Annotated in this window: 14 protein-coding genes; 7 read left to right on the top strand and 7 right to left on the bottom strand. The window is 64.4% G+C overall.

Features of this window, described 5'->3' with window-relative positions:
• Window positions 1–63 precede the first annotated feature (63 nt).
• Together uvrB and nadC are read left to right on the top strand one after the other, a co-directional pair.
• The gene (uvrB, locus tag KA354_05075) at window positions 64–2,187 is read left to right on the top strand and encodes an excinuclease ABC subunit UvrB (protein MBP7934004.1); all 2,124 of its coding nucleotides are present in this window, start codon (window positions 64–66) and stop codon (window positions 2,185–2,187) included.
• Complete coding sequence (gene nadC / locus KA354_05070; GenBank protein MBP7934003.1) at window positions 2,184–3,080, top strand: carboxylating nicotinate-nucleotide diphosphorylase; 897 nt, start codon at window positions 2,184–2,186, stop codon at window positions 3,078–3,080. The genes uvrB and nadC overlap by 4 nt, the downstream gene beginning before the upstream one ends.
• 79 nt (window positions 3,081–3,159) lie before the next feature.
• Here nadC and KA354_05065 read toward each other — a convergent pair whose 3' ends face one another.
• The 3 genes from KA354_05065 to KA354_05055 all read right to left on the bottom strand — a co-directional run bounded on the left by KA354_05065 (window position 3,160) and on the right by KA354_05055 (window position 9,739).
• Window positions 3,160–4,674, bottom strand: coding sequence for an alkaline phosphatase (locus KA354_05065; protein MBP7934002.1), 1,515 nt, complete (start codon window positions 4,672–4,674; stop codon window positions 3,160–3,162).
• A gap of 307 nt (window positions 4,675–4,981) precedes the next feature.
• The gene (locus tag KA354_05060; GenBank protein MBP7934001.1) at window positions 4,982–7,762 is read right to left on the bottom strand and encodes a VCBS repeat-containing protein; all 2,781 of its coding nucleotides are present in this window, start codon (window positions 7,760–7,762) and stop codon (window positions 4,982–4,984) included.
• A 735-nt stretch (window positions 7,763–8,497) separates the two neighbouring features.
• Window positions 8,498–9,739, bottom strand: a complete 1,242-nt coding sequence (locus KA354_05055; protein ID MBP7934000.1) for a response regulator — start codon at window positions 9,737–9,739, stop codon at window positions 8,498–8,500.
• Window positions 9,740–10,007: 268 nt separating this feature from the next.
• Here KA354_05055 and KA354_05050 point away from each other — a divergent pair, with 268 nt between their 5' ends.
• Together KA354_05050 and KA354_05045 are read left to right on the top strand one after the other, a co-directional pair.
• Window positions 10,008–12,506 (top strand): YfhO family protein, encoded by a 2,499-nt coding sequence (locus tag KA354_05050; protein MBP7933999.1) that lies wholly within the window; start codon window positions 10,008–10,010, stop codon window positions 12,504–12,506.
• Window positions 12,503–13,258 (top strand): glycosyltransferase family 2 protein, encoded by a 756-nt coding sequence (locus KA354_05045; protein MBP7933998.1) that lies wholly within the window; start codon window positions 12,503–12,505, stop codon window positions 13,256–13,258. The genes KA354_05050 and KA354_05045 overlap by 4 nt, the downstream gene beginning before the upstream one ends.
• Window positions 13,259–13,778: 520 nt before the next feature.
• On the opposite strand, the gene KA354_05040 is transcribed toward KA354_05045, so the two are convergent.
• The 3 genes from KA354_05040 to surE all read right to left on the bottom strand — a co-directional run bounded on the left by KA354_05040 (window position 13,779) and on the right by surE (window position 16,887).
• Window positions 13,779–14,966, bottom strand: a complete 1,188-nt coding sequence (locus KA354_05040; protein ID MBP7933997.1) for a Gfo/Idh/MocA family oxidoreductase — start codon at window positions 14,964–14,966, stop codon at window positions 13,779–13,781.
• A 291-nt stretch (window positions 14,967–15,257) separates the two neighbouring features.
• Window positions 15,258–15,923 (bottom strand): HAD family hydrolase, encoded by a 666-nt coding sequence (locus KA354_05035; protein ID MBP7933996.1) that lies wholly within the window; start codon window positions 15,921–15,923, stop codon window positions 15,258–15,260.
• A 130-nt stretch (window positions 15,924–16,053) separates the two neighbouring features.
• A complete protein-coding gene (gene surE / locus KA354_05030) occupies window positions 16,054–16,887 on the bottom strand; it encodes a 5'/3'-nucleotidase SurE (GenBank protein MBP7933995.1) in 834 nt (277 codons plus the stop codon).
• A gap of 150 nt (window positions 16,888–17,037) precedes the next feature.
• Between surE and KA354_05025 the strand changes: the two genes are divergently transcribed.
• Window positions 17,038–17,958 carry a DUF58 domain-containing protein gene (locus KA354_05025; GenBank protein ID MBP7933994.1) on the top strand — a complete coding sequence of 307 codons (921 nt, stop codon included), beginning with the start codon at window positions 17,038–17,040 and terminating at the stop codon, window positions 17,956–17,958.
• A 17-nt stretch (window positions 17,959–17,975) separates the two neighbouring features.
• On the opposite strand, the gene KA354_05020 is transcribed toward KA354_05025, so the two are convergent.
• Window positions 17,976–18,161 carry a hypothetical protein gene (locus tag KA354_05020; GenBank protein ID MBP7933993.1) on the bottom strand — a complete coding sequence of 62 codons (186 nt, stop codon included), beginning with the start codon at window positions 18,159–18,161 and terminating at the stop codon, window positions 17,976–17,978.
• Window positions 18,162–18,397: 236 nt separating this feature from the next.
• On the opposite strand from KA354_05020, the gene uvrA (KA354_05015) reads away from it, so the two are divergent.
• Entirely contained in the window at window positions 18,398–20,314 is a 1,917-nt protein-coding gene (uvrA, locus tag KA354_05015; GenBank protein ID MBP7933992.1) for an excinuclease ABC subunit UvrA, read from the top strand.
• Complete coding sequence (uvrA, locus tag KA354_05010; protein ID MBP7933991.1) at window positions 20,241–25,355, top strand: excinuclease ABC subunit UvrA; 5,115 nt, start codon at window positions 20,241–20,243, stop codon at window positions 25,353–25,355. The genes uvrA (KA354_05015) and uvrA (KA354_05010) overlap by 74 nt, the downstream gene beginning before the upstream one ends.
• The last annotated feature ends 43 nt before the right edge of the window (window positions 25,356–25,398 follow it).

The raw sequence follows: 25,398 nt of genomic DNA, 5'->3' as shown, positions 1-25,398 counted from the left end.
CGGTTCAGGCACGCGGGTTCGCCTGGCGTGCGCTCGATCTGAGTGAAGGATAGGTCATTCAGGATGTCCGAGTTCAAGATCCACAGTTCGTTCGAGCCGGCGGGGGATCAGCCGGCGGCCATAGCCAAGCTGACCGCGGCGTATCAGGCCGACCAGAGAAACCAGTGCCTGCTCGGGGTGACCGGCTCGGGCAAGACGTTCACCATGGCCCACGTGATCCGTAATCTGAACCGGCCGGCGCTGGTGATCAGCCACAACAAGACCTTGGCCGCCCAGCTCTACGAGGAGTTCACCGGGCTGTTCCCCGAGAACTCCGTCGAGTACTTCGTCAGCTACTACGACTACTACCAGCCCGAGGCCTACATTCCGCAGCGGGACATCTACATCGAGAAGGACGCCTCGCGCAACGACGACCTCGACCGACTGCGGCTCAAGGCGACGACTTCGCTGGCCTCGCGACGCGACGTGGTCATCGTGGCCAGCGTGTCCTGCATCTTCGGCCTCGGCTCGCCCGAAGACTTCAAGCGGAGCGTCATTCCAATCCGCGTCGGCGATACCATGGACCGCGACGAGCTGCTCAAACGCTTCGTCGATCTGCAGTACAGCCGTAACGATATCGACTTCCGGCGGGGCAAATTCCGGGTGCGCGGCGACGTGGTCGAACTTCACCCCGGCGACGAGGAGTTCGCCTACCGCATCGAGTTTTTCGGCGACGCGATCGACCGCATCGACCTGATCGATTCGTTGACCAACGAGACGATTACCTCGCAGGACCAGATCTTCATCTTCCCCGCCGTCCACTACGTCATGCCCGAGGACCGCAAAGAAGCCGCCCTGGCAACCATTCAGGCGGAGCTGGACCTCCGGGTCATGGAACTCCGCCGGCTGGGCAAGCTGCTCGAAGCCCAGCGGTTGCTGGCTCGGACCAAGTACGACCTCGAGATGATCCGCGAGGTCGGCTACTGCAGCGGCATCGAAAACTACTCCCGGCACTTCAACGGCACGCCGCCGGGTTCCCGGCCGTACACCCTGATCGACTACTTCCCCAGGGATTTCCTGCTGATCCTCGACGAATCACACGCGACCGTGCCCCAGCTTCGAGCGATGTTCGCCGGCGACCGCAGCCGCAAGGAGGTCCTGGTCGAACACGGATTCCGGCTGCCCTCGTGCCTCGACAACCGCCCCCTGCGGTTCGAGGAATTCGAGAGCATGTGGAACCAGACCATGTTCGTGAGTGCCACACCCGGGCCCTACGAACTCGAACGATGCGGCGGCGAGATTGTCGAGCAGATCATCCGGCCTACCGGCTTGGTCGATCCGGCCATCGAGGTCGCGGCGGCTCGCGGACAGGTCCCCGATCTGCTCAAGCGCATCGAGGGCCGGGTGGCCGCCGGCGAACGCGTCCTGGTAACCACCCTGACCAAACGCTTGGCCGAGGACCTCTCGGCCTACATCGATCAGAAGGGCTTCCGCGGCCGCTATCTGCACAGCGATATCGAAACCCTGGAGCGAGTCGAAATCCTCAATGACCTGCGGCGGGGCAACTTCGACGTGCTGGTCGGCGTGAACCTGCTCCGCGAAGGGCTCGACCTTCCAGAGGTGTCCATGGTCGCGATCATGGATGCCGACAAGGAGGGCTTCCTTCGCAGCGAGACGTCCCTGATCCAGATGATCGGCCGTACCGCCCGCAACGTGAACGCCGTGGTCGTTCTGTACGCCGACAAAATGACGCCCAGCATGCAACGGGCTATCGACGAAACCAACCGCCGCCGCGAGCTACAGATCAGGTACAACCAGGAGCATCACATTGAGCCGGAGACGATCAAGAAGGCCATCCGCAACTCACTGGAGCAGGAAATCTCCGCACGCCGGGTGGCTCGCGAAGCGGTCAGGGCGAGCGAGGATGAGTATGATCGCGACGAGATGATCGCCAAGGTCGAGGAAGAAATGCTCGAGGCGGCCGAGAAACTCGACTTCGAACGGGCGGCCATGCTCCGCGACCGGCTGCGCGAGCTGCAGGCGGTTCCCAGGCTGGAAACAGGGGGCAAAGATACCGCCGGCCGGCAGACCGAGATCGCCTTCAGGAAAGACGAAACTGGCCAAGACGACGAGGAGCCTGACCCGACTCAACGACGGAAGGGCAGGCCATCATTCTGGAAACCGAGGAGCAAGCATTTCAGGCAATGAGCGAAAGCACCCAACCCATCGTGGACCGAGCCCATCTGGCCATCTTGTGGCATCAGGCTCTGCAGGAAGACGGGGCCGATCTCGACGTGACCACGCGGGTGGCGTTCGATCGGCCGATGGCAGGCACGGCTCATCTGAACGCCCGCCAGCCGGGCGTGTTCGCCGGGCGAGCTCTGCTCGACATGCTGGCCGACGCCCATCCGGAGCAGCTCAAGGTCAACGCGCGACTCGCGGACGGGGATCGAATCCACCCGACCACGCCGATTGCCGTGCTCAATGGACCGCTGCCCCTGCTGCTGGGTATCGAGCGGACACTGCTGAACTTCCTCGAACGGCTCTGCGGCGTGGCAACGCTGACGCGGCGGTTCGTGGACGCCGTGGCCGGCACAAAGGCCCGGATCTACGATACACGCAAGACCATTCCCGGCTGGCGGCTGCTGGACAAGTACGCGGTCCGCTGTGGCGGCGGCTTTAATCACCGGATCGGCCTGCACGACGCGGTGCTCATCAAGGACAACCATCTGACGGGTGTGGCCGTGGCCGGCCTGGCCGCCGCCGCCGGGCGGGTGGTCGATCGATGCCGACAGCTGGATCCCCGCCCCGACTTCATCGAGTTCGAAGTGGACACGCTCGGCCAACTCGACGAACTGCTCAAGGTGCCCGGCATCGACGTCATCCTGGTCGACAACTTCAGCCCCAAGCAGATCCAGGAGGCCGTCCGACGACGCAACGCCTCCGGTCCGGCCGGCCGCACGCAGCTCGAGGCCTCGGGGGGAGTCAACCTGGAGACCGTCCGCGAGATCGCCGCCACCGGCGTCGAGCGGATCGCCGTCGGGGCCATCACCCATTCCGCCCCGGCCCTGGATATCGGCATGGACATCACGGTTCGGTAGGACCGCGCCCAGCCTTCGGCAGCAACCCCCCGATCCCGAAGCTCGGCCCCAGCCAGACGGGCCCGTGCCCGCCGCGTGCTCATGCCCAGTGGACGGGATCCACCTCCGGCGCTTGTGAAAGGTAGGCCCGGGCTCTGGCAGCGGTCATCGAGGGGTTTCGGTACTCGATGCCGAATGCCCCGGTCATCCGGACGAACGCGTCCGTGTTCCGAAGCAGGCCGCTGAACTGTGAGCGGCCCGCGCCCAAGGCCAGAACCGGGGCAAGATCCTCGGTGTGCTTGGTCCCGTTGAAGCCCACCCCCGTGTAGTTCCCCAGGATCTGACCAAGCAGACCGTGGGCATTGGCCAGTTGCTTGTTGGCCTCGTAGGGCAGCTTGCCCGCAACGATCGAGACCACCGTGTCAGCGTCCTTCCGGGCAAGCTCGATGCCGCATGTGGATCGAACCACCTCGACGATCGCATCACGCAACCCGCCCGAATCGCGGGCGGCCCGCTTGAGCTCCTGCTGCAGAACGTCGAACGAACCCCGAACGCCAGCCAGAATGTCGAAGCACTTCTCCGTATCGGAGTAACCGGATCCCATGCCACGCAGACCGGGGTTGGCGTTCCCGTGGTCGGTGGTGATGACCACCAGCGTCTCCGGGTGACCGGCCAGGAAGTCGCGAACCACCCCGATCGCATCATCAAACGCGAGTTGTTCCCATAGGAGCGCCGCAGCGTCGTTGGCGTGCGCCGCATGATCCACCCGCCCACCTTCAATCTGCAGCAAGAAACCGTTCGGCGAAGGCGCCAGGCTGTTTAGCGCGGCCCGGGTCATCTCCGCCAGCGTGGGCAGCTTCGCGGCCAGATTCTCCTGATTTTGGCGGTCGATGGCATAGGGCAGATGACCCGACTCGAACAACCCGAGTACCTTCTCCGGGTGGCTGCCGTCCACAACCTGCTGCCGATGATCCCAGTACGCGTAGCCCTTGTCCCGGTAGGCATCGATGAGATCCTTCTCATCCTTGCGGCGGTCGGCCTTGAAGAACTCCAAACCGCCACCCATGAGCACATCGACCCGGTCCAGATACTGTTCGGCAATCTCATCCTCGCTGCTGCGGGCCTTCTCCACGGCGGCGAAACCGGCCGGAGTCGCGTGAGTGATCGTGGTCGTCGTGACCAGCCCGACACGCCGACGGGTGTCCTTGACTAGCATCGCAATAGGCGTGAGATTCGTGCCGTCGGGCAGCTTGTTGAGCGCCCCGTTGAAAATCCGCGAGCCGCTGCCCCAGGCACTCGAGGCCGCAGACGAGTCCGTCACCGGCGAGTTGAGCGAGTGGGTCTCGAAATACCCGCACGTCGTTTCCGGATGCTGCTGCAGATCGTACCAGTGCGTACCCCGGCCTCGGGCCCGACGCGAGAGCAACTCGGTCATGGACGGCACACCGGCACTCATCCCGTCGGCCACCATGAAGATGATGTTGCCGACCTCGGAACGGGCTGGGTTCGTGGTCGGGTAGGTCGCTGCCCGAGTGGTCGAACTCGCTGCGGCTGCAAGACTCGCCGCCACACCTGACCGGATCGCCTGCCTTCGGGTATACGTGCGTCCCTTCAAATCCCAAACCTCCTCAGAGCTCCTCTGCGATGTCCCCCGATGACGCTTCCACCTTTCGTCCGCGTGCGAGCGACGACCAGGCGGCACGGACACTCCGCGGTATTGTACGCGATCCTGGCCCACAAAGTTGGGCCTTGCGGTCTTGCTGGACTTATTGTCTCAGGGCCACTCGGGTCCTCTCCCCGGGAAGCGGGTAGCTCTCCCCGACCTCGCCTCCAGACAACATCGCGGCTTGCGCGGCTTCACCCCGATTGACCCCGTTGCCCGACCGGCCCTCCTGGCCGGGAGGAGAAAACACTTGCCGTCGTCAGTCCGCACAATACGGATCAGCAACGATGTCCTCCCCGCTGTAGCATTTCTGGAAGGCCCCAAAGTCCCGCTGGTCGACATCGCCGTCGCGGTCAAAGTCGGCCGCAATGCGACCAAATCCGTCAGGGGACAGCGTGCAGCCGGAAGGCAACGCCAGCGGGTCGTAGGCGATGGTCGGTCCAGTAATGCAGTGGATCAGCTTGGCCAGATCGTTCCTGTCGACGTCCAGGTCTGTGTTGAAGTCGGCCGCGATCTGGCAGACGTCGGGCACGCCGTCGTGGTTCTGGTCCTGAACCGTCCCCGCGGCGATATCGCATGAGTCGGGTACCTGGTTGCTGTTGCAGTCCGGATCATCCGGCGGCAACGGGTCGCCGGCCAGAATCGATACGTCGTCGGAGTTGACGTTGGCGATCGCCAGGTCACGGTAGCCGTCGCCGCTGAAGTCCCAGGCGACAACCGCGACGGGTCCATCCCCCGCAGCAAACTGAACGGCCGGAAGGAACGTGCCGTTGCCGTAGTTCAACAGCACAGAAACGTCGTCCGTGCCGCGGTTGGCAGTAATAATGTCCGCGTCGCCGTCCTTGTCCAGGTCCGCGGCGGCAATGCCTTGCGGGTTCAGCGGCGAGATAGAAGAACCCACCACGAATGACCGCGAGTTGGCAAAGGTCGCATTGCCGGCATTGTAGAGCACGGTCATCTGCGAGGTGTCAGCGTTCGGGACGGCCAGGTCCAGGTCGCCGTCCGCGTCGAGATCCTGCACCGCAAAGCCCCGGGGGCCGTTGCCCGCGTCGTAGGTGCCCACCGTCACGAAGCCAGCCAGCCCGGCATTCCGCAGGATCGTCACGTCGTCGGAAAGGAAGTTGGCCACCGCCAGGTCCCGGGCGGAGCCGGCGTCAAGACGGGCAATGGCTACCGCGACCGGCCGGCTTCCGACCACGTAGTCGGTCGATGGAACCTGGAATGTCCCCGTGCCAAGGTTCTTGAGCACCGACACGCTGTCATCCAGGTAGTTGGCCGTCACAATGTCATTGTCGCCGTCTCCGGTCACGTCGCCGATCGCAACCCCGAAGGGGGCATTTCCCACAGGGTAGGTGACTTGCGCCCCGTACTTGCCGGTCTTGCCCGTGAGGAAGACCGACACGGTGTCGTCGTTGTAGTTGCAGGTGACAATGTCAGGGTACATGTCTCCGTTCAGCAAGCCGACCGCAACACCATACGGTGAGTTGCCTGCAGTCAGGGGCGACTGAGTGCTCGTCGTGAACTTGCCGAATCCGTTGTTGAGCAGCAGGGAAACGTTGTCCGCGGCGTAGTTCGACACCACCAGGTCCGCATGACCGTCCTGGTTGATGTCGGCCAGGGAGAGGCCGTGAGCGCCATTGCCGGTCGGGATCGTTTTTGGCTTAGAAAACGACAGCGTAACCCGAAGATCACAGGTGTCCGGAACGCCGTTGTGGTTGCAGTCGTCCTCGGCGCCTCCAGCGATGTCGCACGAATCCGGGATCCCGTTTTGGTTGCAGTCCTGCGCCGTGCCCGCGGCAATGTCGCACTCGTCAGGCCTGTTGTTGCGGTTGCAGTCCTGGCTGAACGGCGGCTGCGTCTGGTTGATCAGCACCGATACGTTGTCCGATCCCGCATTGGTAACCGCCAGGTCAAGGATCCCATCCCCGTCGAGGTCCGCGGCCGTCGCACAGGACGGCGTGGTCCCAACCGCATAATTCAGCGGGGCGGCCAAGGTGCCATCACCGTTGTTCCGGAAGATCGATACTTCACCGTCGATCTCGGTGGGTACGGCCACATCGAGGTCGCCGTCGGCGTCGAAGTCCCCGACCGTGGGCGTTTCCGGGCCTTCACCGGTTGTGTAGTCGATGGGTGCCCCAAAGAGACCTGTACCGGTGTTCAGAAGGATGGACAACCTGTCAGTCCAATACCCCGTGACCGCCAGGTCCGCGTCGCCGTCTTGGTCCAGGTCGCCGGCCGTAACCCGCCAGCCGCCGGGGCAGGAATAGTACACCGGCCATGACAACGAACTGACTCCGTTGTGCTTGAGCACCGCCACCTTGTTGTAGGAGCCCGTGGTCGCGGCCACGTCCGGGTCGCCGTCGCCGTCCAGATCGGTAACCACCAGCGAATCGGGCATGCCCGCGACATAGATGTTCTCGGGAGCCGCAAAGGCGGCATTCCCGTCGTTCCGCAGAATCGAAACGTAATGACCGGTGATACCGGCGACGGTCACCACCAGATCGACATCCCCATCGAGGTCGAGCTCAGCCGCGGCAACAGCTGTCGCCGGGCCGCGCGACGTCGGGGCGTCCCCAACAGGGTAGTTCACCGCCGCCGCAAACGTGGCATTGCCGTTGTTCTTGAGGATCGACACGTTGTCGGACACGTTGTTCGCCACAGCCAGATCAATGTCGGCGTCCCCGTCCAGCTTCGCGGCGACAATCCAGACCGGCGTGTCGCCTACGGCGTAATTCACCCTCGCCGCATAGGTGCCGTTCCCGTTGTTCTTGAAGACGCTGATGGTGTTGGCTTCCTGATTGACCACCGCGAGGTCGAGGTCGCCGTCCCCGTCAAGATCGGCCGCGGCAACGTGCTTGGCATAATCGCCAGCCGCGTAGTGGACGGCCGCGGCAAAGCCGAAGCCGGACGGCTGCAGGTCAAGATGATCGTCAATGCCATTGCCGTTGCAGTCCGCGGCCTGGGTAACACCGGGCAGTGCAACCAGCAGCAGAGCAAGTCCTGACGCGAACAGTGACCAAGAACAGATTCCACATCGCATGGCGTTTCTCCTCCATTTCCGGCGTGCTCAGGTGACCTCCCCCTCAACTTCCAGGCTTGTCTCGGGAGGCCGGTCGACGAATCTTCTCAAATACGAATGGTCAGGTTGGCGATTCCGCCCGGCCAGGCTCACCGGCGAACTCGTCAACCTGCAGAGCGAAGCTCATGGTTCGGAAGTGCCCATGCCTCTCGCTTTTGGGTGGGATGCGGCCCTGCGGAAAAAGCTCCCTTCCTCTGCCAGGCCGACGCCCCCAGTCATGCCCGAAACACTTCGCTCGGGTACCATTCTGCCAGTATACGCTTTCTCCCTCCCAAGACAAGCGTTTTCCCGGGCCGAGACGTGATCGGCCGGTGACTAATCGGGCGGCAAACTCGACCGCGGCTTCGGAAAGAAGGTCAGCCTGTCTATGCGGATGACCGCCGGCCTGTCGCAAGGTCGCTTCAGCCACCCTTCCCGCCGAGGGCGAATCCCCGGGCCGGTCGGCCACCCCGGGGCGATCCCGATCCGCGCCCCTTTCTCCGCATCGCTGCAGCTCCCCGCGAGCGAACTCGTCGCATCAGAACATGCCCAGGTTCTCGTATCCCTGCTGGAATGGGACCTACGAGCCCGCCCCGGCCGGCTGGCCAACCCATACCCGCCAAGAGGCAAACGGCGGCAAGGCTGGGAAGCCAGGGACCGCTCTTCATCGGCTCTCGCAGTCAGGCTGAAATTCCGGTGCCGACCCGCGCCGGCCCGTCAGGGGCAGCTGCACGCCTCGCTCGGTTGCGGAGCCGTCTCACGCGGCTTGCGGAACAGACCCAGCAGCGAACCAAGCCTCGAGCCACCATCGGACTTGACCGAGGGTTCGCCGATCTGCTCGCGGACCAGACGCTTGACGATGTCCACGATCGCATGACGCACCCGACTGGTGGGGCAGTAGGCCATGAGCATTCGCCCGTGGTCGCGGGCGGCGCAAACGTTCTTGTAGTCGTTGGGAATGCGGGCGTACACCGGCCGCCCGAGCTTGGCCTCCACATCCTCGATGGCGATCCGCTCAAAAGCGGAGTCGCAGCGATTCAGAACCAGGTCGATCCCATCCTTCGAAAGGCTCATCTCGGCCAACCTGTCGTGGATGAACAGGGCGTTACGGAGATGAGGAACGGAAAGCTGGCTGACGATGAACACCCGATGGGCAACGGCCAGGGCTTCCGCGGCCAGGGGCGATAGCGTGCGCGGCATGCTCAGGACCGCGAACGGAAACATGTCGCTCAGCACCCGGAGCAGCCCCTGAATCCGCTCTGGGGCGATATCCCACGGGTTGCCGATGCCCTCCGAGCCGGGCAGGATCGATACGTTGCACTGCAGGTGCTCCATGGCCTGCTCGACAAGCATCCGGTCAATCTCGGTGTCACTCGCCAAAAGGTCCATGATGCTGTGCGAGGGTCGGAAGTCGTAGGCCGCGGCAACTTCCGGAAACTCGAGGTCAAGATCAATCAGGGCACAGCGGCTCTCAACAACAGTTGCCAGTTCAACCGCGAGGTTCGTGGCCAGCGTGGTCGCCCCGGCGCCTCCGGCCGATGCCATCACGCAGATGTACTGGCAGGTGTCACGCTGCGGCATGCGGATCCGCCGGATGTGGTCCAGAGCAGCGGTCAGGTCGGTCGGGTCAATCGGCCAGTGAACGAACCGCCAGCACCCCGAACGCATCGCCGACATGATGGCGTCCGACTGCTTGTTCTTGCTGACGCCGATGATGCCGCATCGGGGATTCAGCTCGGCGATGCGCTGCACCGCCGCTGGGCCGGTCTTCTCATCAGGGGTATCCAGATTCACGATCATCACGTCAATGCGCGAGCACTGGATGTGCGGCTGGAGTTCCCGTAGGCGAGTACATAGACCCACCACCTGAAGCTGCTCCTGATCATCGAACGGCTTCCGGAAAGACTCCAGGTCCCCTCGGGACTCGTCAAGTAAGAACGTGTGCAGTTTCTCTGGCATCGCGTCGTCTCGTCAGAACAGTCCATGATCGATCAGATCACGTCGCCCCTTCTGTCTTGACATCGGCACGATCGAATCAAGGCTTCAACTCCCCGGGGTGAACCGTCCCCCAGCCTGCCGAAAGGCAAACGTCGGCGGTCGGAGGTCGATGGACGGTCTGATAACCGCAGGTCGCGTGCATCTCCAGCCCCACCCCGTTAGAATGTCCGCACGTATGGAGCCACGGGTCCGCCCGTGGGTGGGTCGGTTCGCCGCAAGGTAGCCTCGCTTGAAGTGGACAACGCCGCGTTTCGCGCTATTCCTGGCTCTCGCCCTCGCGATCTGGCTCGGGCCGTCGATCTTCGGCGGCAAAGTCCTCATGCCGCTCGACATCGTGGCCCACAATCCGCCTCACCAGCCGGCTGACCCAGGGCCCGTCCACAACGCATTGATCGGCGATATGGTCAACGAGAACCTCCCCTGGAAGGAGTTCCAGCGGCGAAGCCTGGCCGCCGGCGAACTGCCCCTCTGGAACCCGGCTAGCTTCTGCGGCCATCCCATCTACACCACCGGGCAGGCGTCCACGTTCTACCCGTTGAACGCGATCTTCTGGGCCGTGTCCTGGTTCGCCCCCGTGCTCCACGCCTACGCGATCTTCACCTGGCTGCATCTGCTCCTCGGCGGAGTGTTCACCTACCTGCTCTTCCGCCGCTTCGGCGCCGGGGAATTCGGAGCCGCGGTCGGTGGCGTCACCTTCGCGATGGGCGGATTCCTGGCCGTACGCGTGCTGTGGCCTATGCTGCTCGGCTCGATCATCTGGCTCCCACTCATGCTCCTCTGGATCGATGTCATGGCCGAGCCGCGCGCGTCGGGAGGCAGGCTCCGCGGCCTGTTCCTCGGTTCGCTGCTGTTTGCCCTGCCCATCCTGTCAGGCTTCTTCGAAATCGCATTCTACTCGTTCGCGGCCTGCGGGCTCTTCACCATAGTGGCCGGCGTTCGCCTGGCGGCACGGCATCGGTCAGCCTCCAGGTGCGGCATCTTCCTGGGTAAGGTGGCCGCCGTCGCCTTCATGGCCGCCGTGATATCCGCTCCGCAGATCCTGCCCTTCCTCGAAGTGATGAAACGCAACGTTCGGGCGGGTCAGGGAAGCTGGGAGACCGCCAGGACCAGCGCATTGTGGCCCCGCGAACTCCTCACCCTGGTCGTGCCCGACGCGTTCGGCAATCCGGCCAGGCACGAGTCCTTGGACCTGCATGATCACGCCTGGCATCCGATCACCAGCGCCACGGGTGACGACTTCCACTACTTCGGGCCGAAGAACTACGTTGAGTCAGGCTGGTACTTCGGCGTGATTCCATTGGCGTTTGCCCTGCTGGGACTCTGGGTGCCCGCTCGGGAGCGACTCTTCTTCTGCCTGTTGATCGCCCTGGCCCTGGCGTTCGCCCTGGTGACACCCGTCTACCGGGCGTTCTTCCACCTCGTTCCCGGCGCTGATCAGGTACGCACGCCGTACCGGTGGCTCCTTTTGGCGGTCTTCGCGGGAACCTACCTGGCCGCGACCGGGGCTCAGTACTGGTACGACCGGCTCGTGGCCGCGACTGGAAAGACTCGCCGCGAGGTGGCCACGCTCCTCGTGGTGTTCGGAGTGGCCGTCTTCGCCGGGACAAGCGCCTTGTTCTTCCTACCGGAACCTATGGAGTCGCTGGCCGCCTCCCTGTTGACCGCCGATACCCGAGCCCGGGGTGTGTTCAAGGCACCCGCCGATCTGGCCGGCCTGCTGTGGCTCAACGGCTGGCGGCTCGGAACGCTCGTGCTCATCGCGACCACGACCCTGGCGACGGCCTGGTGGCAGTCGCACAGGCCGCACGCCGCCCCGGCCGTCTCCCTGGCGGCCCTGTCCCTGGTGGCCCTCGACCTCGGGCAGGCTAGCTTCTCCTTCAATACCCACGCGGATCCAGCCGTCCTCGGCCGCGTCCCAGCCTCAATCCAGCACATGCAGGAAGACAAGGGCTTGTTCCGCGTCGGTCGGTTCGGCCCCGAGAAGGTCTTCTATGCCAACCAGCCGGGCCTCTACGGCCTCCAGGACTACGGGGGCTATGACTCGATCATCCTCACCGACTTCGCGGAATTCATGAAGGCCATCGAGCCGCAGAACCTGCTCATGTACAACATCATCATGACCATCGAGCGGAAAAAGGCCCTCGATTCACCCCTCCTGCCACTGCTCGGGATTCGGTATCTCATGTCGGCTAAGCCCTTCGAGCATCCAGACTGGCAGGAGGTGCCGTTGCCCGGCAACGTCAAGCTCTACCGCGTTCGCCCCGAAAAGGAGCTGCCACGCGCGTTCCTCGTGGATCGGGTGGAAGCGGTAGACTCCCTCGCTGCGGCTCTGGCTCGCCTCAAGAGCGGCCAACTGGATCTCGCTCAAACCGCGGTGGCGGAGGCACCGGCCGACCGCGCACAAGCCCTGGCTGAGCCAGGTGAGGCCCACAGCACCACCGTGACGATCGAATACTACGGCTTCTCCTCCGCTACAGCCAAGGTCTCCTTGAACCGCCGACAGATGCTGGTATGGTGTGACCTCCACTATCCCGGCTGGAACGTCTATCTGGACGGTAACCCAGCCGAGTTGTGGAAGGTCAACGGGATCTTCCGCGGCGTCTCAGTGCCCGCAGGGGAGCACCAGGTGACGTTCCGGTTCGAGCCGGCAAGCTTCCAACATGGGCTGATCGCCTCGCTGAGCGGCATCGGTCTGTTGATGATGGTGGGGATCCTCTCGCGGCGATGAACGAGTCGTTGTCCATTATTGTGCCCGCCTACAACGAGGCCGACTGCATTGAATCGTCCCTGGGCGAGATCCTCGCCTTCGCCCGCCCCTATGGGCGGCCCGTCGATGTGATCGTGGTGGACGATGGCTCCACGGACGCGACCCCAGATCTGGTCGAGGCGCTCCGCTCGCGACTCCTCCCCCAGGACCCGCCCGTGACACTCGTCCGGCAGGGAACCAACCGCGGCAAGGGGGCGGCCGTCCGCACCGGCTTCAACCACGCCCGCGGAGATATCGTCCTTTTCACCGACGCGGACTTGTCCGCTCCCATCTCCGAAGCCCTGCACCTCATCCGCCCCATCGAAGAGGGCACTTGTGACCTGGCCATCGGCTCCCGGGCAGTGAATCCGTCAATGATCGGCACGCCCCAGAGCCGCGTCCGGCGCGGTTCGGGGCGGCTGTTCAACTACATGGTACGCTGGATCACCCGACTCGACCTGGGCGACACCCAGTGCGGCTTCAAGGCCTTCCGCCGAACGACCATCACCCCAATCTTCGCCCTCCAGAAAATCGAACGTTTCGCCTTCGACGTCGAACTGCTCTATCTGGCGGCCAAATCCGGCCTCCGAGTCGTTGAACTCCCGGTACGCTGGAACCACGTGCACGACAGCCGCGTCTCGCTCCTCCGCGACGGCAGTCGCATGCTCCGCGATCTCTGCCGCATCCGCCTCAACGACTGGCGCGGGGCATACCAGGTCAACGGGCGTGACTGACCACCAGTCCCCATCCCAGGACGGTGCGTGCCGCACGGGCAAGACTTGATCAGCGACACGGCCGCCAAACCCGCCGAGGGCACCCGACCCTCATACCCTGTATTGGGGTGGAACCGATCTCAGGACACGCGGCACCCCGGTCGCGCCAGCGCTGCTTCAAGCAGCTTCGCTGTCTCACGCAACCCGCTGGGATAGGCTCAAAGGTCAGCGCCTTCCCCCTTGGCCAACCGCTGGCGGTCAACGGATCGCCACCGACCGCTCATTGGGTTCGTTTGGCGCAAACGTTGTTTCTGCAGAAGGCATGGCCAGCAAACCAGGCGAGAACGCCGCAAATGCCTGCCAAGCCTTGAGTTGGGATTCAGGGAAGGGCGGCAGCACCAGCCCAGGGCCCTCGCCCGAGCCGTACCCAATCGGACGCAGAAGCCGTCCCGCTTGCGACCTCACCAGCGGGACAGCCAGCAACGACCGGGGGGCAAACCCAAACTGAGCGCACTCGCCGGCCCCGCACCAGCACCGGCCTCTACTTCACCTCGCTCATCTTGACCGCGCAGCGGTTCTCGGCCGAGAGCAGAGCGGCCTCGAGGACACGTTGGGTCTCGTAGGCGTCGGCGAAGTCGGGGATCGGCACGACCGGTTTCTGGCCGCCAAGCACCCGCATGATGTCGCTGGCCTGGTTCACGAAGCCGTGCTCGTAGCCGATGATGTGGGCGTCCGGCCACCAGTTCCCAACGTATGGATGGTTCCCGCCAGAGGTACACATGATCTTGTTCCAGCCCTGGAGCTTCTTCTCCAGCGTGTTGTCATAGAACTCCAGGTAGTTCATGTCCTCGAAGCGGAACCGGATGGCGCCCTTGTCGCCGTGAACCTCGATCCCGTTCTGGTTCTTGCAGCCGGTGGCCAGGCGGGTGGCCTCGAAGCTGGCAACCGCGCCCTTCTTGAACCGGGCCAGGAACAGAACCGCGTCGTCAACGGTGGACTTGCCCTTCTTCAAGCCTCCCTTCGCTCCCGCGGCAATACCGCCGGCCGAACCCTGCGACGGAATCACCCGCTCCTTGATGAACGTCTCGGCGATCGCACCGCTGACCTCGACGATCTCGTCGCCGGTGATGAAGCGGGACATGTCCACGATGTGAGCGTTCAGGTCGCCGTGGGCGCCGCTGCCGGCCAGCTCCTTCTTGAACCGCCAGAGCAACGGGGTCTCCGGGCCCCCCCAGTCCTGCAGGTAGATCGCGCGAACGTGGTAGATCTGCCCGAGCCGGCCTTCCTGGACCAGTTGATGAGCCAACGCCACCGCCGGGCAGCGGCGGTAATTGTACCAGACGAAGGTCTTCACCTTGGCCTTCTTGGCGGCCTCAACCATCTCCCGAGCGTCGGCCAGCGTGCCGGCAATCGGCTTCTCCGAGGCCACCGGCTTCTTGGCGGCGAGGGCGGCCATCGCCGGCTCTTTATGCATGTAGTTCGGGGTCACGACGTCAACGTAGTTCACCTCCGGATCGGCAATCGCTTCCTTCCAGTTGGTCTTGAAGTTCTTCCAGCCCCATCGCAGAGCGAAAGCCTCCGGCTTCTCCTCCGGCATGCCGAACACCGTGTGCATGACCGGGTTGAGCGGCAGATCGTTGAAGAACTTGCTGACCTTCAGATATGCGTTGCTGTGTGTCCGTCCCATGAATCCCTGACCGATCAGGGCGACGTTGCAGGCCTTGGCCATTGTCTCCATCTCCTTTCGCAAACCGATGGGTAGGATCTTGTGACATCATGTCCGCTTCGGGTCGGCGCGGACCCGGTTCGAACATGGGTATACCGACCGGACTGCCCAGAATCAAGCGGTTGACGAAGAGCAGGATCGAGCGGTGGGAGTCAACAGATGGAGGGTGCCGACACCGACCTGGAGCCGAGAACGCCCGGTTGGATAACCAGTGTTCAGTCGCCGGAATGTACGCCGACGGTCGATGTTAAGCTGGGCAACAAGCGGCCCGACCGGTTGCCGGGAGCGGGTGAATCAGAAGTGCAACCCGATGCGTTGGAGATCAGCGTGCCGCGAGATGACCGCGTCGGTGAGCGCGTCGAGCGTGTCGAAGAACGCGTCAACACCGACCTGGCGGAGGTTGCTCGGGTAGGCCAGGCCATCCTTGAGGCCCACGCATCGGCAGCCAGCGTTGGCGGCGGCCAAAGCGACCGGTACGGAGCCGACAATCGCCAGGGTCGAAGAGTATCCGGCGGCCAGTTCCCTGAGTAGGGACAGTCGTCGGTTGCGGTCTTCGGGCAGAATGATGCGGCGCTCGAAACACATCCAGACATCGAGGCGGTCCAGCGTCGCGTTGATGCCCTCCTGGTTGCGGCAGGTGGTGATCAGGCGGCAGGTTCCCAACTGTTTGAGGACCCGGAGGTTCTCCTTCAGAACGGGCTGGGGCTCATCGAGGGCCATCAGGGCAGTACTGTCCTGCTGCTCGGTCCGGATGCGGGTGTATTCGAGCAGTTGCTGCGGCCGTGCATGCCGCATGATCATGCCATCGGGCGAGCCCTTGCGCACCAGGCGCCAGAACTCCTCTTCCGGCGGGCCATCCAGGCCGATAGCCGCTGCGGCCGTCTTGTGGGCCGCCCACCAGCGGCGGCGAACATCGACGACCGGCCCTTCGAACTCGATGATGGTATTGAGCGAACCCATCGCGCGTACCATAGCCGCATTCGCCCCGCGGGGCAACCGGCTCCAACCGCCGACCAGCGGGCTGCGGCAACCGGGGCGGGGTGTCGGCTCTCCTCTCAACGCCCGGGATGGGACAGTCAACTCCCATTGGTCAGCGATTGGCGTTCGGCGTTTGGCCCGCCGTCTGCCACGGGCCGTCGGGGAGGCATGGCTCGGCCACGTCCTGCTCCCACTTCAGCGTCGCGAGATGCCGCATCAGGTCGTACTCGGTCAGATCAAACTGGAGAGGGGTGATGGCGATGTATCCGTTGTCGACCGCATCGAGGTCGCCTTCCGCCTCGTGTTTCTCGGTGAAGTCGAAGTCCCCGCCGCTGAGCCAGTAGTAATCCAGCTGGTCGGGGCCGGTGTGGCGGGTGAAGCGGTCGCGAAAGGTGCGTGTTGCCTGCGGGACGACGCGAATGCCCTTCGGGTCACCGGGCGTCAGGTCGGGCAGGTTGACGTTGATCAACTGTCCCGCTGCCAGCCCGTTGTCGAGGAGACGGCGAATGATGGGCAGGGCGAGCCGGGCCGCTCGCGAGAAATCGCGTTCCTGGCCCTGGCGCATGGAGACCGCGATGGCCGGACAACCCAGCAGCGCTCCCTCGGCTGCGGCGGCCACGGTGCCGGAGTAGAGGATGTTGATGCTGACATTGGCCCCGTCGTTGATGCCGCTGACGACCAGATCCGGCTTGCGGTCGAGGAGCTCGGTGACGGCCAGTTTGACGCAATCCGCCGGCCGGCCGGATACGCTGTAGCCCACGAACGCGTCCTGGACGTGGACTCGCTGAACCACGATCGGTCCGTGGACGGTGATGCCGTGGGCAGCCGCAGATTGCGGCGAGGATGGTGCCACCACCGCGACTTCGCCCAACGACCGCAGCTCGTTCCACAAGGCGGCCAGACCCGGGGCCAGGATGCCGTCGTCATTACTCAGGAGAATCCTCATGCCGGCATTGTACGGGAGTGGATATGGGCGGTCCAACGGAGGATAATGAACGATGAGGCATGACTGGACTGAGCTTGCCGAGCGCCCGGTGTCGCTTGCTGCCCGGTGTCGCATGCGGATCGCCGGCCGCCGACTGCTGAAAGTTCGCGGATGAACGCCACACGGTACTTGCGTCCGGAAGTGATTGCCCAGGTGTCCCGGCTGGACCTGCGGGCCCGGTTCATTGTCGAGGGGTTTCTGACCGGCCTGCACGGTTCACCGTTCCAGGGCTTCTCGGTCGAGTTTTCCGAGCATCGCAAGTACGAGCAGGGCGACGATCTCCGGCTGATCGACTGGGCGGTTTTCGCCAAGACCGACCGGTTCTTCATCAAGAAGTACGACGCCGAAACCAATCTGGAGGGCTATCTGCTGGTGGATACCTCGGCGAGCATGGCCTACCCAGGGGCAAAAGAAGCGGCTCGCGAAGGGCGGCTGAGCAAGCTCGACTACTCCATCTGCCTGGCGGCGGCGCTGGGCTACATGATGGTCAACCAGCAGGACGCGGTCGGTTTCGCCCGGTTCGACAATCGGGTGCGCTCATTCCTGCCGGCACGCAGCAAACGCTCTCACCTGCTGCGGATCATCAGCGAATTGGCGGGGGTGAAGCCGGTGGCCGATCGGACCGATAAAGGGCTGGCGACCGCCCTGCACGACATTGCCCGCCGCGTTCGGCGCAAGGGGCTCATGATCCTGCTGAGCGATCTTCTGGCCGATGCAGATGAGACCCTTGACGCCCTGCATCACTTGCGCTTCCGCGGGCACGACATCATCGTGTTCCACGTGCTCGACTGGACCGAAACGCACTTTCCGTTCACCGGCATGCGTACGCTTGAGGACCCGGAGACCGGTCAGAAGCTGACGGTTCAGCCGGAGGCCGTTCGGACGGCGTACTTGGAGGCCCTTCGCGAGCTGTCCGACCGGTACCGGCGGGAGCTGGCCGCCATGCGCTCGGACCTCGTTCAGGTGGATACGTCCATGTCGTTCGATCGGGCCCTGATCCAGTTCCTGGTCGACCGTCAAAGGCGGTTCTGAGGGGTTGGAGGCCTGGCCTACCAGCCGTAGACGTCGGTCCACCAGTACCAGCTGTCGTCGTCGCAGTAGTCGTGGCAGCCGTGATGGTCGATGTCGATTTCCAGTTCGCCGTCCTCGTGATCGCAGTCAATGGTGTACGCAGGCAGCGCGGCCATGGAGAGGACCATCATGGCTCTGAATAGGCGGGTGAGTAGCCGGTGCATGTCTTAGCTTCCCTCGCGGCGTGACTTACGGTTCAGAGGACACTCCCTGGTATTCGGTGAACCGCGCCGTCGGTTCATCCTATCAGACATTGGATCTCCGAGGAAAGTTAGCGGTCGGCGTGTCGAAGGGCTGCGTGGCGCAAGTTCTCGATTTGTCAAGGGGTTACGAGCAGGTACAATACGGGGCTGCTCACCGCGGCCGCCTCCGGCTGCCGGAGAGCCGACCTGGAACGTCTATGGACCCGACGGTGATTACGATCCGTGGAGCTCGCGAGCACAACCTGCGAAGCGTGGGGCTGGAACTGCCGCGCAACTGCCTGATCTGCTTCACCGGCGTGTCCGGCAGCGGCAAGAGCAGCCTGGCGTTCGACACGCTCTACGCCGAGGGTCAACGGCGTTACATCGAGTCGCTCAGTGCCTACGCGCGCCAGTTCCTGGGGACGCTGGCCAAGCCGGACGTGGACCAGATCACCGGGCTGAGTCCTGCGGTGGCCATCCAGCAGAAAGCCACGGGCTGGAATCCGCGCAGCACCGTGGGCACGGTGACCGGGATCTATGATTTTCTTCGCGTGCTGTATGCCCGAGTGGGCCTTCAGCACTGTCCGAAGTGTGACCGCCCGATTACGGCCCAGACCGCCGAGTCCATTGTCGCCCGCATTCTGCTTCTGCCGGCCGATGCCCAGGTGCTTGTTCTGGCTCCGGTGATTCGCGGTCAGAAGGGGGAGCATGTCGAATTGATCGAGGATCTGCGTCGACGCGGGTACGCCCGGGCTCGGATTGACGGGGTGGTTGTGCATCTGGACCAGGCGCCGAAGCTTGTCCGCTACAACCGGCACGACATCGAAGTCGTGGTTGACCGGTTGGTGCTGCGTGAAGGGGCCCGTGCCCGGGTGGCCGAAGCGGTTGAGAGCGCTTTACAGGTAGGGGGAGGTACTGTCATTGTGGCCCCGGGCGGAGAACCGGCTTCGAAACCGGGCGGCGTCGGGGCCGTTTCGCGCCGAGGTGGCGCGACGGATGACCTGCTGCTCTCGTCGCAGTATGCCTGTGCCGAGTGCGGGATCGGGTTCGACCCGCCGTCGCCGCAGTTGTTCAGCTTCAACTCGCCGACCGGGATGTGCCTGGCATGCGATGGGATGGGGACGAGTTACGATTTTGACCCGGAGTTGCTGGTGCCGGACTCGAGTCTGCCGTTCTTCGCGCCGTGCGTTGCCCCCATGCGGACCGCGCCGGGTCGATGGCGGCGGCACATTTACGCGGGCGTGGCTCGCCACGTCGGCTTCGACATCCGTCTGCCATGGAACAAGCTCCCGCAGAGGGCCCGCGATGCGCTGCTGTACGGTACCGGGGACGAGCATATCACCTTCGAGTGGGGTCATGGCAGCCGGCGGTGGAAGCACGGGGGGACTTACGAGGGCGTGATCGCCGAATTGAACGCCAAGTACCGTCAGAGCAAAGCCGATTTCGTCCGGACCTACTACGAACAGTTCATGCGGCTTCGCGAGTGTGAGGCATGCGACGGCGGGCGGCTCAACGAGCAGGCTCGGGCGGTGCGGGTTGGCGAGCTCAGCCTGCCCGGGTTCTGTGCTCTGTCGATCAAGGATGCGCGGCAGTTTCTGGATGGCCTGCAACTGAACGCGACCCAGGCGTTCATCGCCGCGGAGGTCCTCAAGGAGGTTCGCGCCCGTCTGGAGTTCCTGTCGAATGTCGGGCTGGACTATCTCACGCTGGACCGGGCGGCCCCGAGCCTGTCGGGCGGCGAGTCGCAGCGAATCCGGCTGGCCGGCCAGATCGGCTGCGGTTTGGTCGGGGTCTTGTATGTGCTGGACGAGCCTTCGATTGGTCTTCATCCGCGGGACAACAAGCAGCTCCTGGCGAGCCTGATGCGGCTTCGGGACATGGGCAACACGGTGGTGGTGGTGGAGCACGACGAGGAGACGATGCGGGCGGCGGATCTGATCGTCGATTTCGGCCCGGGGCCGGGGATCTGCGGCGGACATGTGGTGGCTGTCGGCACGATCGATGAGATCGCGGCGACCGGCGACTCGGTGACCGGGGCCTACCTGGCGGGCAGAAGGCGGATTGAGGTTCCGCAGTGCCGACGGCCGGTCGACGTCAGCACCCTTCCGGCGAAATCGGGGAAGGCGAAGTCATGAGCGGGGCAGATGGCCTGATCGGCGGGGTGACGCGCGAGGCTTGGGCGTGAGGACCGCGAAGATCAAGACTTCAGGGCGGAGCGCGAGGGCTGCCGCCGGCCGGCAGCGATGGCTGACCCTGCGCGGCGCCCGGCACAACAACCTGAAGAACATCGACGTTCACTTTCCGCTGGGCCGGTTCATCTGCATCACCGGCGTTTCCGGGAGCGGAAAGAGCTCGCTCGTCGTGGACATCCTGCGGGAAGCACTGGCCCGGGATCTGAACGGCGCCGAGAACGTCTCGCCGGGGGCGTACGATTCGATCGAAGGTCTGGATTACCTTGACAAGGTCATCGATATCGACCAGAAGCCCATCGGGCGTACGCCGCGCAGCAATCCGGCCACGTACATCAAGGTATTCGATCTGATTCGCGAGCTGTATGCCCGCCTGCCGGACGCGAAGGTTCGCGGCTACAAGCCTGGCCGGTTCAGCTTCAACGTGCCCGCGGGCAGGACGGGTGGCGGACGATGCGAAGCCTGCGAGGGCAACGGCTCGAACCGGCTGGACATGGAGTTCCTTGCGGACATCTGGGTGACCTGCCCGGTGTGCAATGGCCATCGATTCAGCCGCGAGACGCTCCAGATCCTGTACCGCGGCAAGAGCATCTCGGACGTGCTGGAGATGGACGTGCAGCAGGCCCTGGAGCATTTCGCGAACATCCCGCGGATCGAGGCCATGCTGAGAACGCTGCATGAGGTCGGCATGGACTACATCAAGCTTGGCCAGTCGGCGACGACCCTGTCGGGCGGCGAGGCCCAGCGGGTCAAGCTGGCCCGCGAGTTGGTCAAGCGCAGTACCGGCCGCACGCTGTACCTTCTCGATGAGCCGACGACTGGCCTGCATTTCGAGGACATCCGCAAACTGCTGGAAGTGCTTCACGGGTTCGTGGATGCGGGCAACACGGTGGTCGTGATCGAGCACAACCTGGACGTCCTGAAGACCGCCGACTGGATCATCGATCTGGGGCCGGAAGGTGGCGGGGCGGGCGGTTATATCGTGGCTGCGGGCACGCCCGAGCAGGTGGCGACCTACGAGTCTTCCCACACCGGCGTAGCCCTGCGGGGGGTGCTTGGGGATCGCGTGCCCGGAGGGCGGTCGTCGGTCCGGATCGAAGGAGCGCTCAGGGGTGACTCTGCGGTGGGCTCCGGCAAGGGGGGGGGAGGAGCGGGTGAACTCACGGAAGTCCTGGTTGTCGGCGCTCGTCAGCACAACCTCAAGGACCTGACGGTTCGATTCCCGCGGGATCGCATGACCGTCTGCAGCGGGGTTTCCGGCAGCGGCAAGAGCAGCTTCGCGATGGACACGGTGTTCGCCGAGGGGCAGCGCCGGTACGTCGAGTCGCTGAGCGCGTACGCACGGCAGTTTCTCGGCCAGGTGGCCAAGCCCAAGGTTGAGCACGTGCAGGGTCTGTCCCCGGCGATCAGCATCGAGCAGAAGTCCACCAGCCGTTCGCCGCGCTCGACGGTCGGCACGGTGACCGAAGTGTATGACTATCTTCGCGTCCTGTGGTCGCGGATCGGCACGCCGTACTGTCCCAGGTGCGACGTGCCCGTCGGCACCCAGACCCGTGATGAAATCGTAGACCGGGTCATGGTCTTGCCGGAGGGCACGCGAGTGCTTCTGCTCGCTCCGATCGAGCGAAGCGGCAACGAGGACTACCGGGCCCTTTTCGCTCGAGAGCGGGCCAACGGCTTCGCCCGTGTCCGGGTCGATGGGCAGGTATACGAACTCGACAAGCCCCCGGCGATCGACCGACGGATGCGGCATGTCGTCGAATTGGTTGTGGATCGCGTGGTCATCCGTGCGAACCAGCGGGGGCGGATCGCCGAGAGCATCGAGATGGCTCTGTCGCTGGGGAACGGCTGGTGCCTGCTGGCCACCGACGAGAACGGGGAGGAATTGCGATTCTCCCAGAGGCGGTCCTGCACGGAGTGCGGAACGGCCTACGAGGAGCTGACCCCCCATCACTTCTCGTTCAACACGCGGATCGGCTGGTGCGAAACCTGCGAAGGGCTGGGCACGCAGCAGGGGGCCTCGGTAAGCATGATCGTGGCTCATCCGCGCGAGTCGATCCGGGGCGGCGCGATCACGGGCTGGGAGAGGCTTGGCGACAACCCGGAGCTGAGCCGGCTGGTAGGCATGGTGGCGGACCATCTGGGCATTGGCCTGGACACGGCCTGGTCGGAGCTTCCGGAGCCGGCCCGGCACGGCCTGCTGTACGGAACGGCGGGGCATTGGCTGGATCGGGGTGACGGTCTTCGCTTCCAGTGGAAGGGTTTCTATCCGGCGATTGACGAAGCCACGCGTTCGAGCTGGCAGTATCGGCAGAGGCTGAGCGGGTTGACGACCGAGGTCCCGTGTCAGAAGTGCAGCGGAGGCCGGCTGAAGCCCGAGGCTGCAGCAGCCCGCGTGGGCGGCAGGACGATCGTTGAGATCTGCCGCATGCCGCTCGGTGAGGCCCTGCGATTCGTTGAGACCCTTCAGCTTGACGGGCGCCAGCGCAAGATCGCCGGCGAAGTGCTGACGGAGATTCGCAATCGGCTTCGCTTCCTGGTTGATGTCGGGCTTGACTACGTCACCTTGAACCGCTCAGCGCCGACTCTTTCCGGCGGCGAGTCGCAGCGCATTCGACTGGCCTCGCAGATCGGGAGCGGTCTGACCGGCGTGCTGTATGTCCTGGACGAGCCGACCATCGGTCTGCACCCCCGGGATACCCGGCGGTTGATCGCCGCTCTGAAGCGGCTGCGCGATCTGGGGAACACGCTGCTCATGGTCGAGCACGATCGGGAGGTGATCTCGACGGCCGATCATGTGCTCGATTTCGGTCCCGGTGCCGGGACGGACGGTGGGCGGATCGTGGCCGCCGGGACGCCGCTGCAGATCAAGCGGGCGAGCGAGTCGCTGACCGGGCGGTACCTGGCGGACAAGGATGTCATTCCGATCCCCGCCCGGCGGCGTCAGGGCAGCGGTCTGACTCTCCAGGTTCTCGGGGCCCGGGCCAACAACCTGCGCAACGTCGATGTGGCCTTGCCGCTCGGCTGCTTCATTGCCGTGACGGGTGTGTCCGGCAGCGGGAAGAGCTCGCTGGTGAACGACGTGCTTTACAGCGCTCTGGCCCGGCGCATTCACCGGGCCAACGTCGAGCCGGGCGACCACGACGAACTCATCGGCGTGGAGCACATCGACAAGGTCATCAACGTCGATCAGTCGCCGATCGGCAACTCGCCGAGCAGCAACCCGGCCACGTACACGGGTGTCTTTGATCTGATCCGCGAGTTGTTTGCCCGTCTGCCGGAGGCGAAGGTCCGCGGCTACAACGTCAACCGGTTCAGCTTCAACCGGCCGGGCGGGCGATGTGAAGCGTGCGAGGGCAATGGTCAGTGCAAGATTGAGATGCACTTCTTGCCCGACGTCTGGATCACCTGTGAGACCTGCGGCGGGACCCGCTACAAGGCCGAGACGCTGAGCGTGCGTTTCAAAGGCAAGAGCATCGCCGACGTGTTGTCGATGCGGATTGGCGCTGCCCTGGAGTTGTTCGCCAACATCCCCAAGGTCAGGCGCATGCTGCAGACGCTGGCCGATGTCGGGTTGGAGTATCTGGAGCTCGGTCAGCCTGCCCCGACGTTGTCCGGCGGCGAGGCCCAGCGTGTGAAGCTGGCTGCGGAGCTGGGTCGCCCCAGTACCGGCAAGACCCTCTACATGCTAGACGAGCCAACTACCGGTCTGCATTTTGACGATTTGCGGAGGTTGCTCGACGTGCTTCACCGGTTGTGCGATTTGGGCAACACGGTGATCTGCATCGAGCACAACCTGGATGTCATCAAGACCGCCGATTGGGTCGTAGATCTCGGGCCGGAAGGGGGAGTCGGTGGCGGGGAGATCGTGGCCGAGGGGCCGCCCGAACGGATCGCCTCGGTGAAAGGCTCGCACACCGGCGCGGTGCTGAGGGGCGTGCTCGCGGCCGTGCCTCGGGAGGAGCGCGCGGTGTTTGACCCGGACCGGGTCGAGGTGACCGACGAGGCGGCCCTGGAGCTGGCGGAGGTGGGGGAGGCCGATCTGCCGTGGGAGGTGGACGGCCGGCGGTGGCACACCCGCGATCGTGTGGGGCATCGGGGCGAAAAGGTGCGATGGGAGGGGGAGGCTCTGGATTGGGTGGTGGATGAGATCGAATCCGCCGGCTCAAAGCGTTTCTCGGCGACCGACTGGAATCACCGCAGCCGGGTGGAGATCAAGATGCCCGGCAGCGGCACGCCGTGGTTCTTCCATGCCCGGACGGCTCACCCGTGGTTGCTGGATCTGAACTTCCGCGTGCCCACTCGGGCGTTCAGTGCCGCGGAGGTACGCAAGCTCGTACCACTCAGGACGTTAGACGAATGTGAGGAACTGCCGATCTACGGCCGGGAGCCTCGGGTGACGGTTCGTCATTCTGGTGCCCACACGGACGATATCCGCGTGCTGATCCACAGCCGCAGGGAGATCGCCACGGTCGGCGGTAAGCAGTTCATCAAGCTGGTGGTGAAGGCTTACGAGCGGCTGGTTCGCAAGCTGGCCGCCGACGTCGCCTCCAGGCAGCCGTGGAAGGTCAACGGCCGGCAATGGCACCTTTCACAGGATGTCATTCCCAGGAGCCAGGCTCGCCTGTGGCGCGGGACGTTGATTGTGGAGCTGCTTGGGCGGTTCAAGAAGGTGGAGCCGGCGATTGTCGAAGACTGGGGTCGGAAGGTGATGGTGGTGATGGAGCATCCGCGGGTCAAAGGGGTCTGGGGGCGTGTGGTGACCAATCATGCCCAGGCTTTGAGGGTCGAAGTCCGTGCAGGCCGGGGCCAGTTTACGCCTGCGATGGTGGACCGGCTTGGCCTGGACGTGGTGATTCGCCACCTTCGGCCGGAGGAGGACCAGGTTCAGTTCTGGCTGCAGCGCATCGAGCAGTGTGACGCCGAGCAGTTCCGTCGATTGGTCCGCGGCTCGATCGATCATTTTGCGGGCAAGCCGGGGTTATGAATCGAGCCTGGCTTCTACCGACAAAACGGAGCAGGCGTTGTGA

The sequence above is a fragment of the Phycisphaerae bacterium genome, assembly GCA_018003015.1.
Classification (GTDB): Bacteria; Planctomycetota; Phycisphaerae; order UBA1845; family PWPN01; genus JAGNEZ01.
The sequence above is the reverse complement of the archived record's forward strand: the minus strand, read 5'-3'. Positions and strand labels throughout refer to the sequence as shown.

Coding starts and splice junctions, on each gene's coding strand:
- uvrB (MBP7934004.1), top strand. CDS start 64: ATGTCCGAGTTCAAGATCCACAGTTCGTTCGAGCCGGCGGGGGATCAG.
- nadC (MBP7934003.1), top strand. CDS start 2,184: ATGAGCGAAAGCACCCAACCCATCGTGGACCGAGCCCATCTGGCCATC.
- KA354_05060 (MBP7934001.1), bottom strand. CDS start 7,762: ATGCGATGTGGAATCTGTTCTTGGTCACTGTTCGCGTCAGGACTTGCT.
- KA354_05055 (MBP7934000.1), bottom strand. CDS start 9,739: ATGCCAGAGAAACTGCACACGTTCTTACTTGACGAGTCCCGAGGGGAC.
- KA354_05045 (MBP7933998.1), top strand. CDS start 12,503: ATGAACGAGTCGTTGTCCATTATTGTGCCCGCCTACAACGAGGCCGAC.
- KA354_05040 (MBP7933997.1), bottom strand. CDS start 14,966: ATGGCCAAGGCCTGCAACGTCGCCCTGATCGGTCAGGGATTCATGGGA.
- KA354_05035 (MBP7933996.1), bottom strand. CDS start 15,923: ATGGGTTCGCTCAATACCATCATCGAGTTCGAAGGGCCGGTCGTCGAT.
- surE (MBP7933995.1), bottom strand. CDS start 16,887: ATGAGGATTCTCCTGAGTAATGACGACGGCATCCTGGCCCCGGGTCTG.
- KA354_05025 (MBP7933994.1), top strand. CDS start 17,038: ATGAACGCCACACGGTACTTGCGTCCGGAAGTGATTGCCCAGGTGTCC.
- KA354_05020 (MBP7933993.1), bottom strand. CDS start 18,161: ATGCACCGGCTACTCACCCGCCTATTCAGAGCCATGATGGTCCTCTCC.
- uvrA (MBP7933992.1), top strand. CDS start 18,398: ATGGACCCGACGGTGATTACGATCCGTGGAGCTCGCGAGCACAACCTG.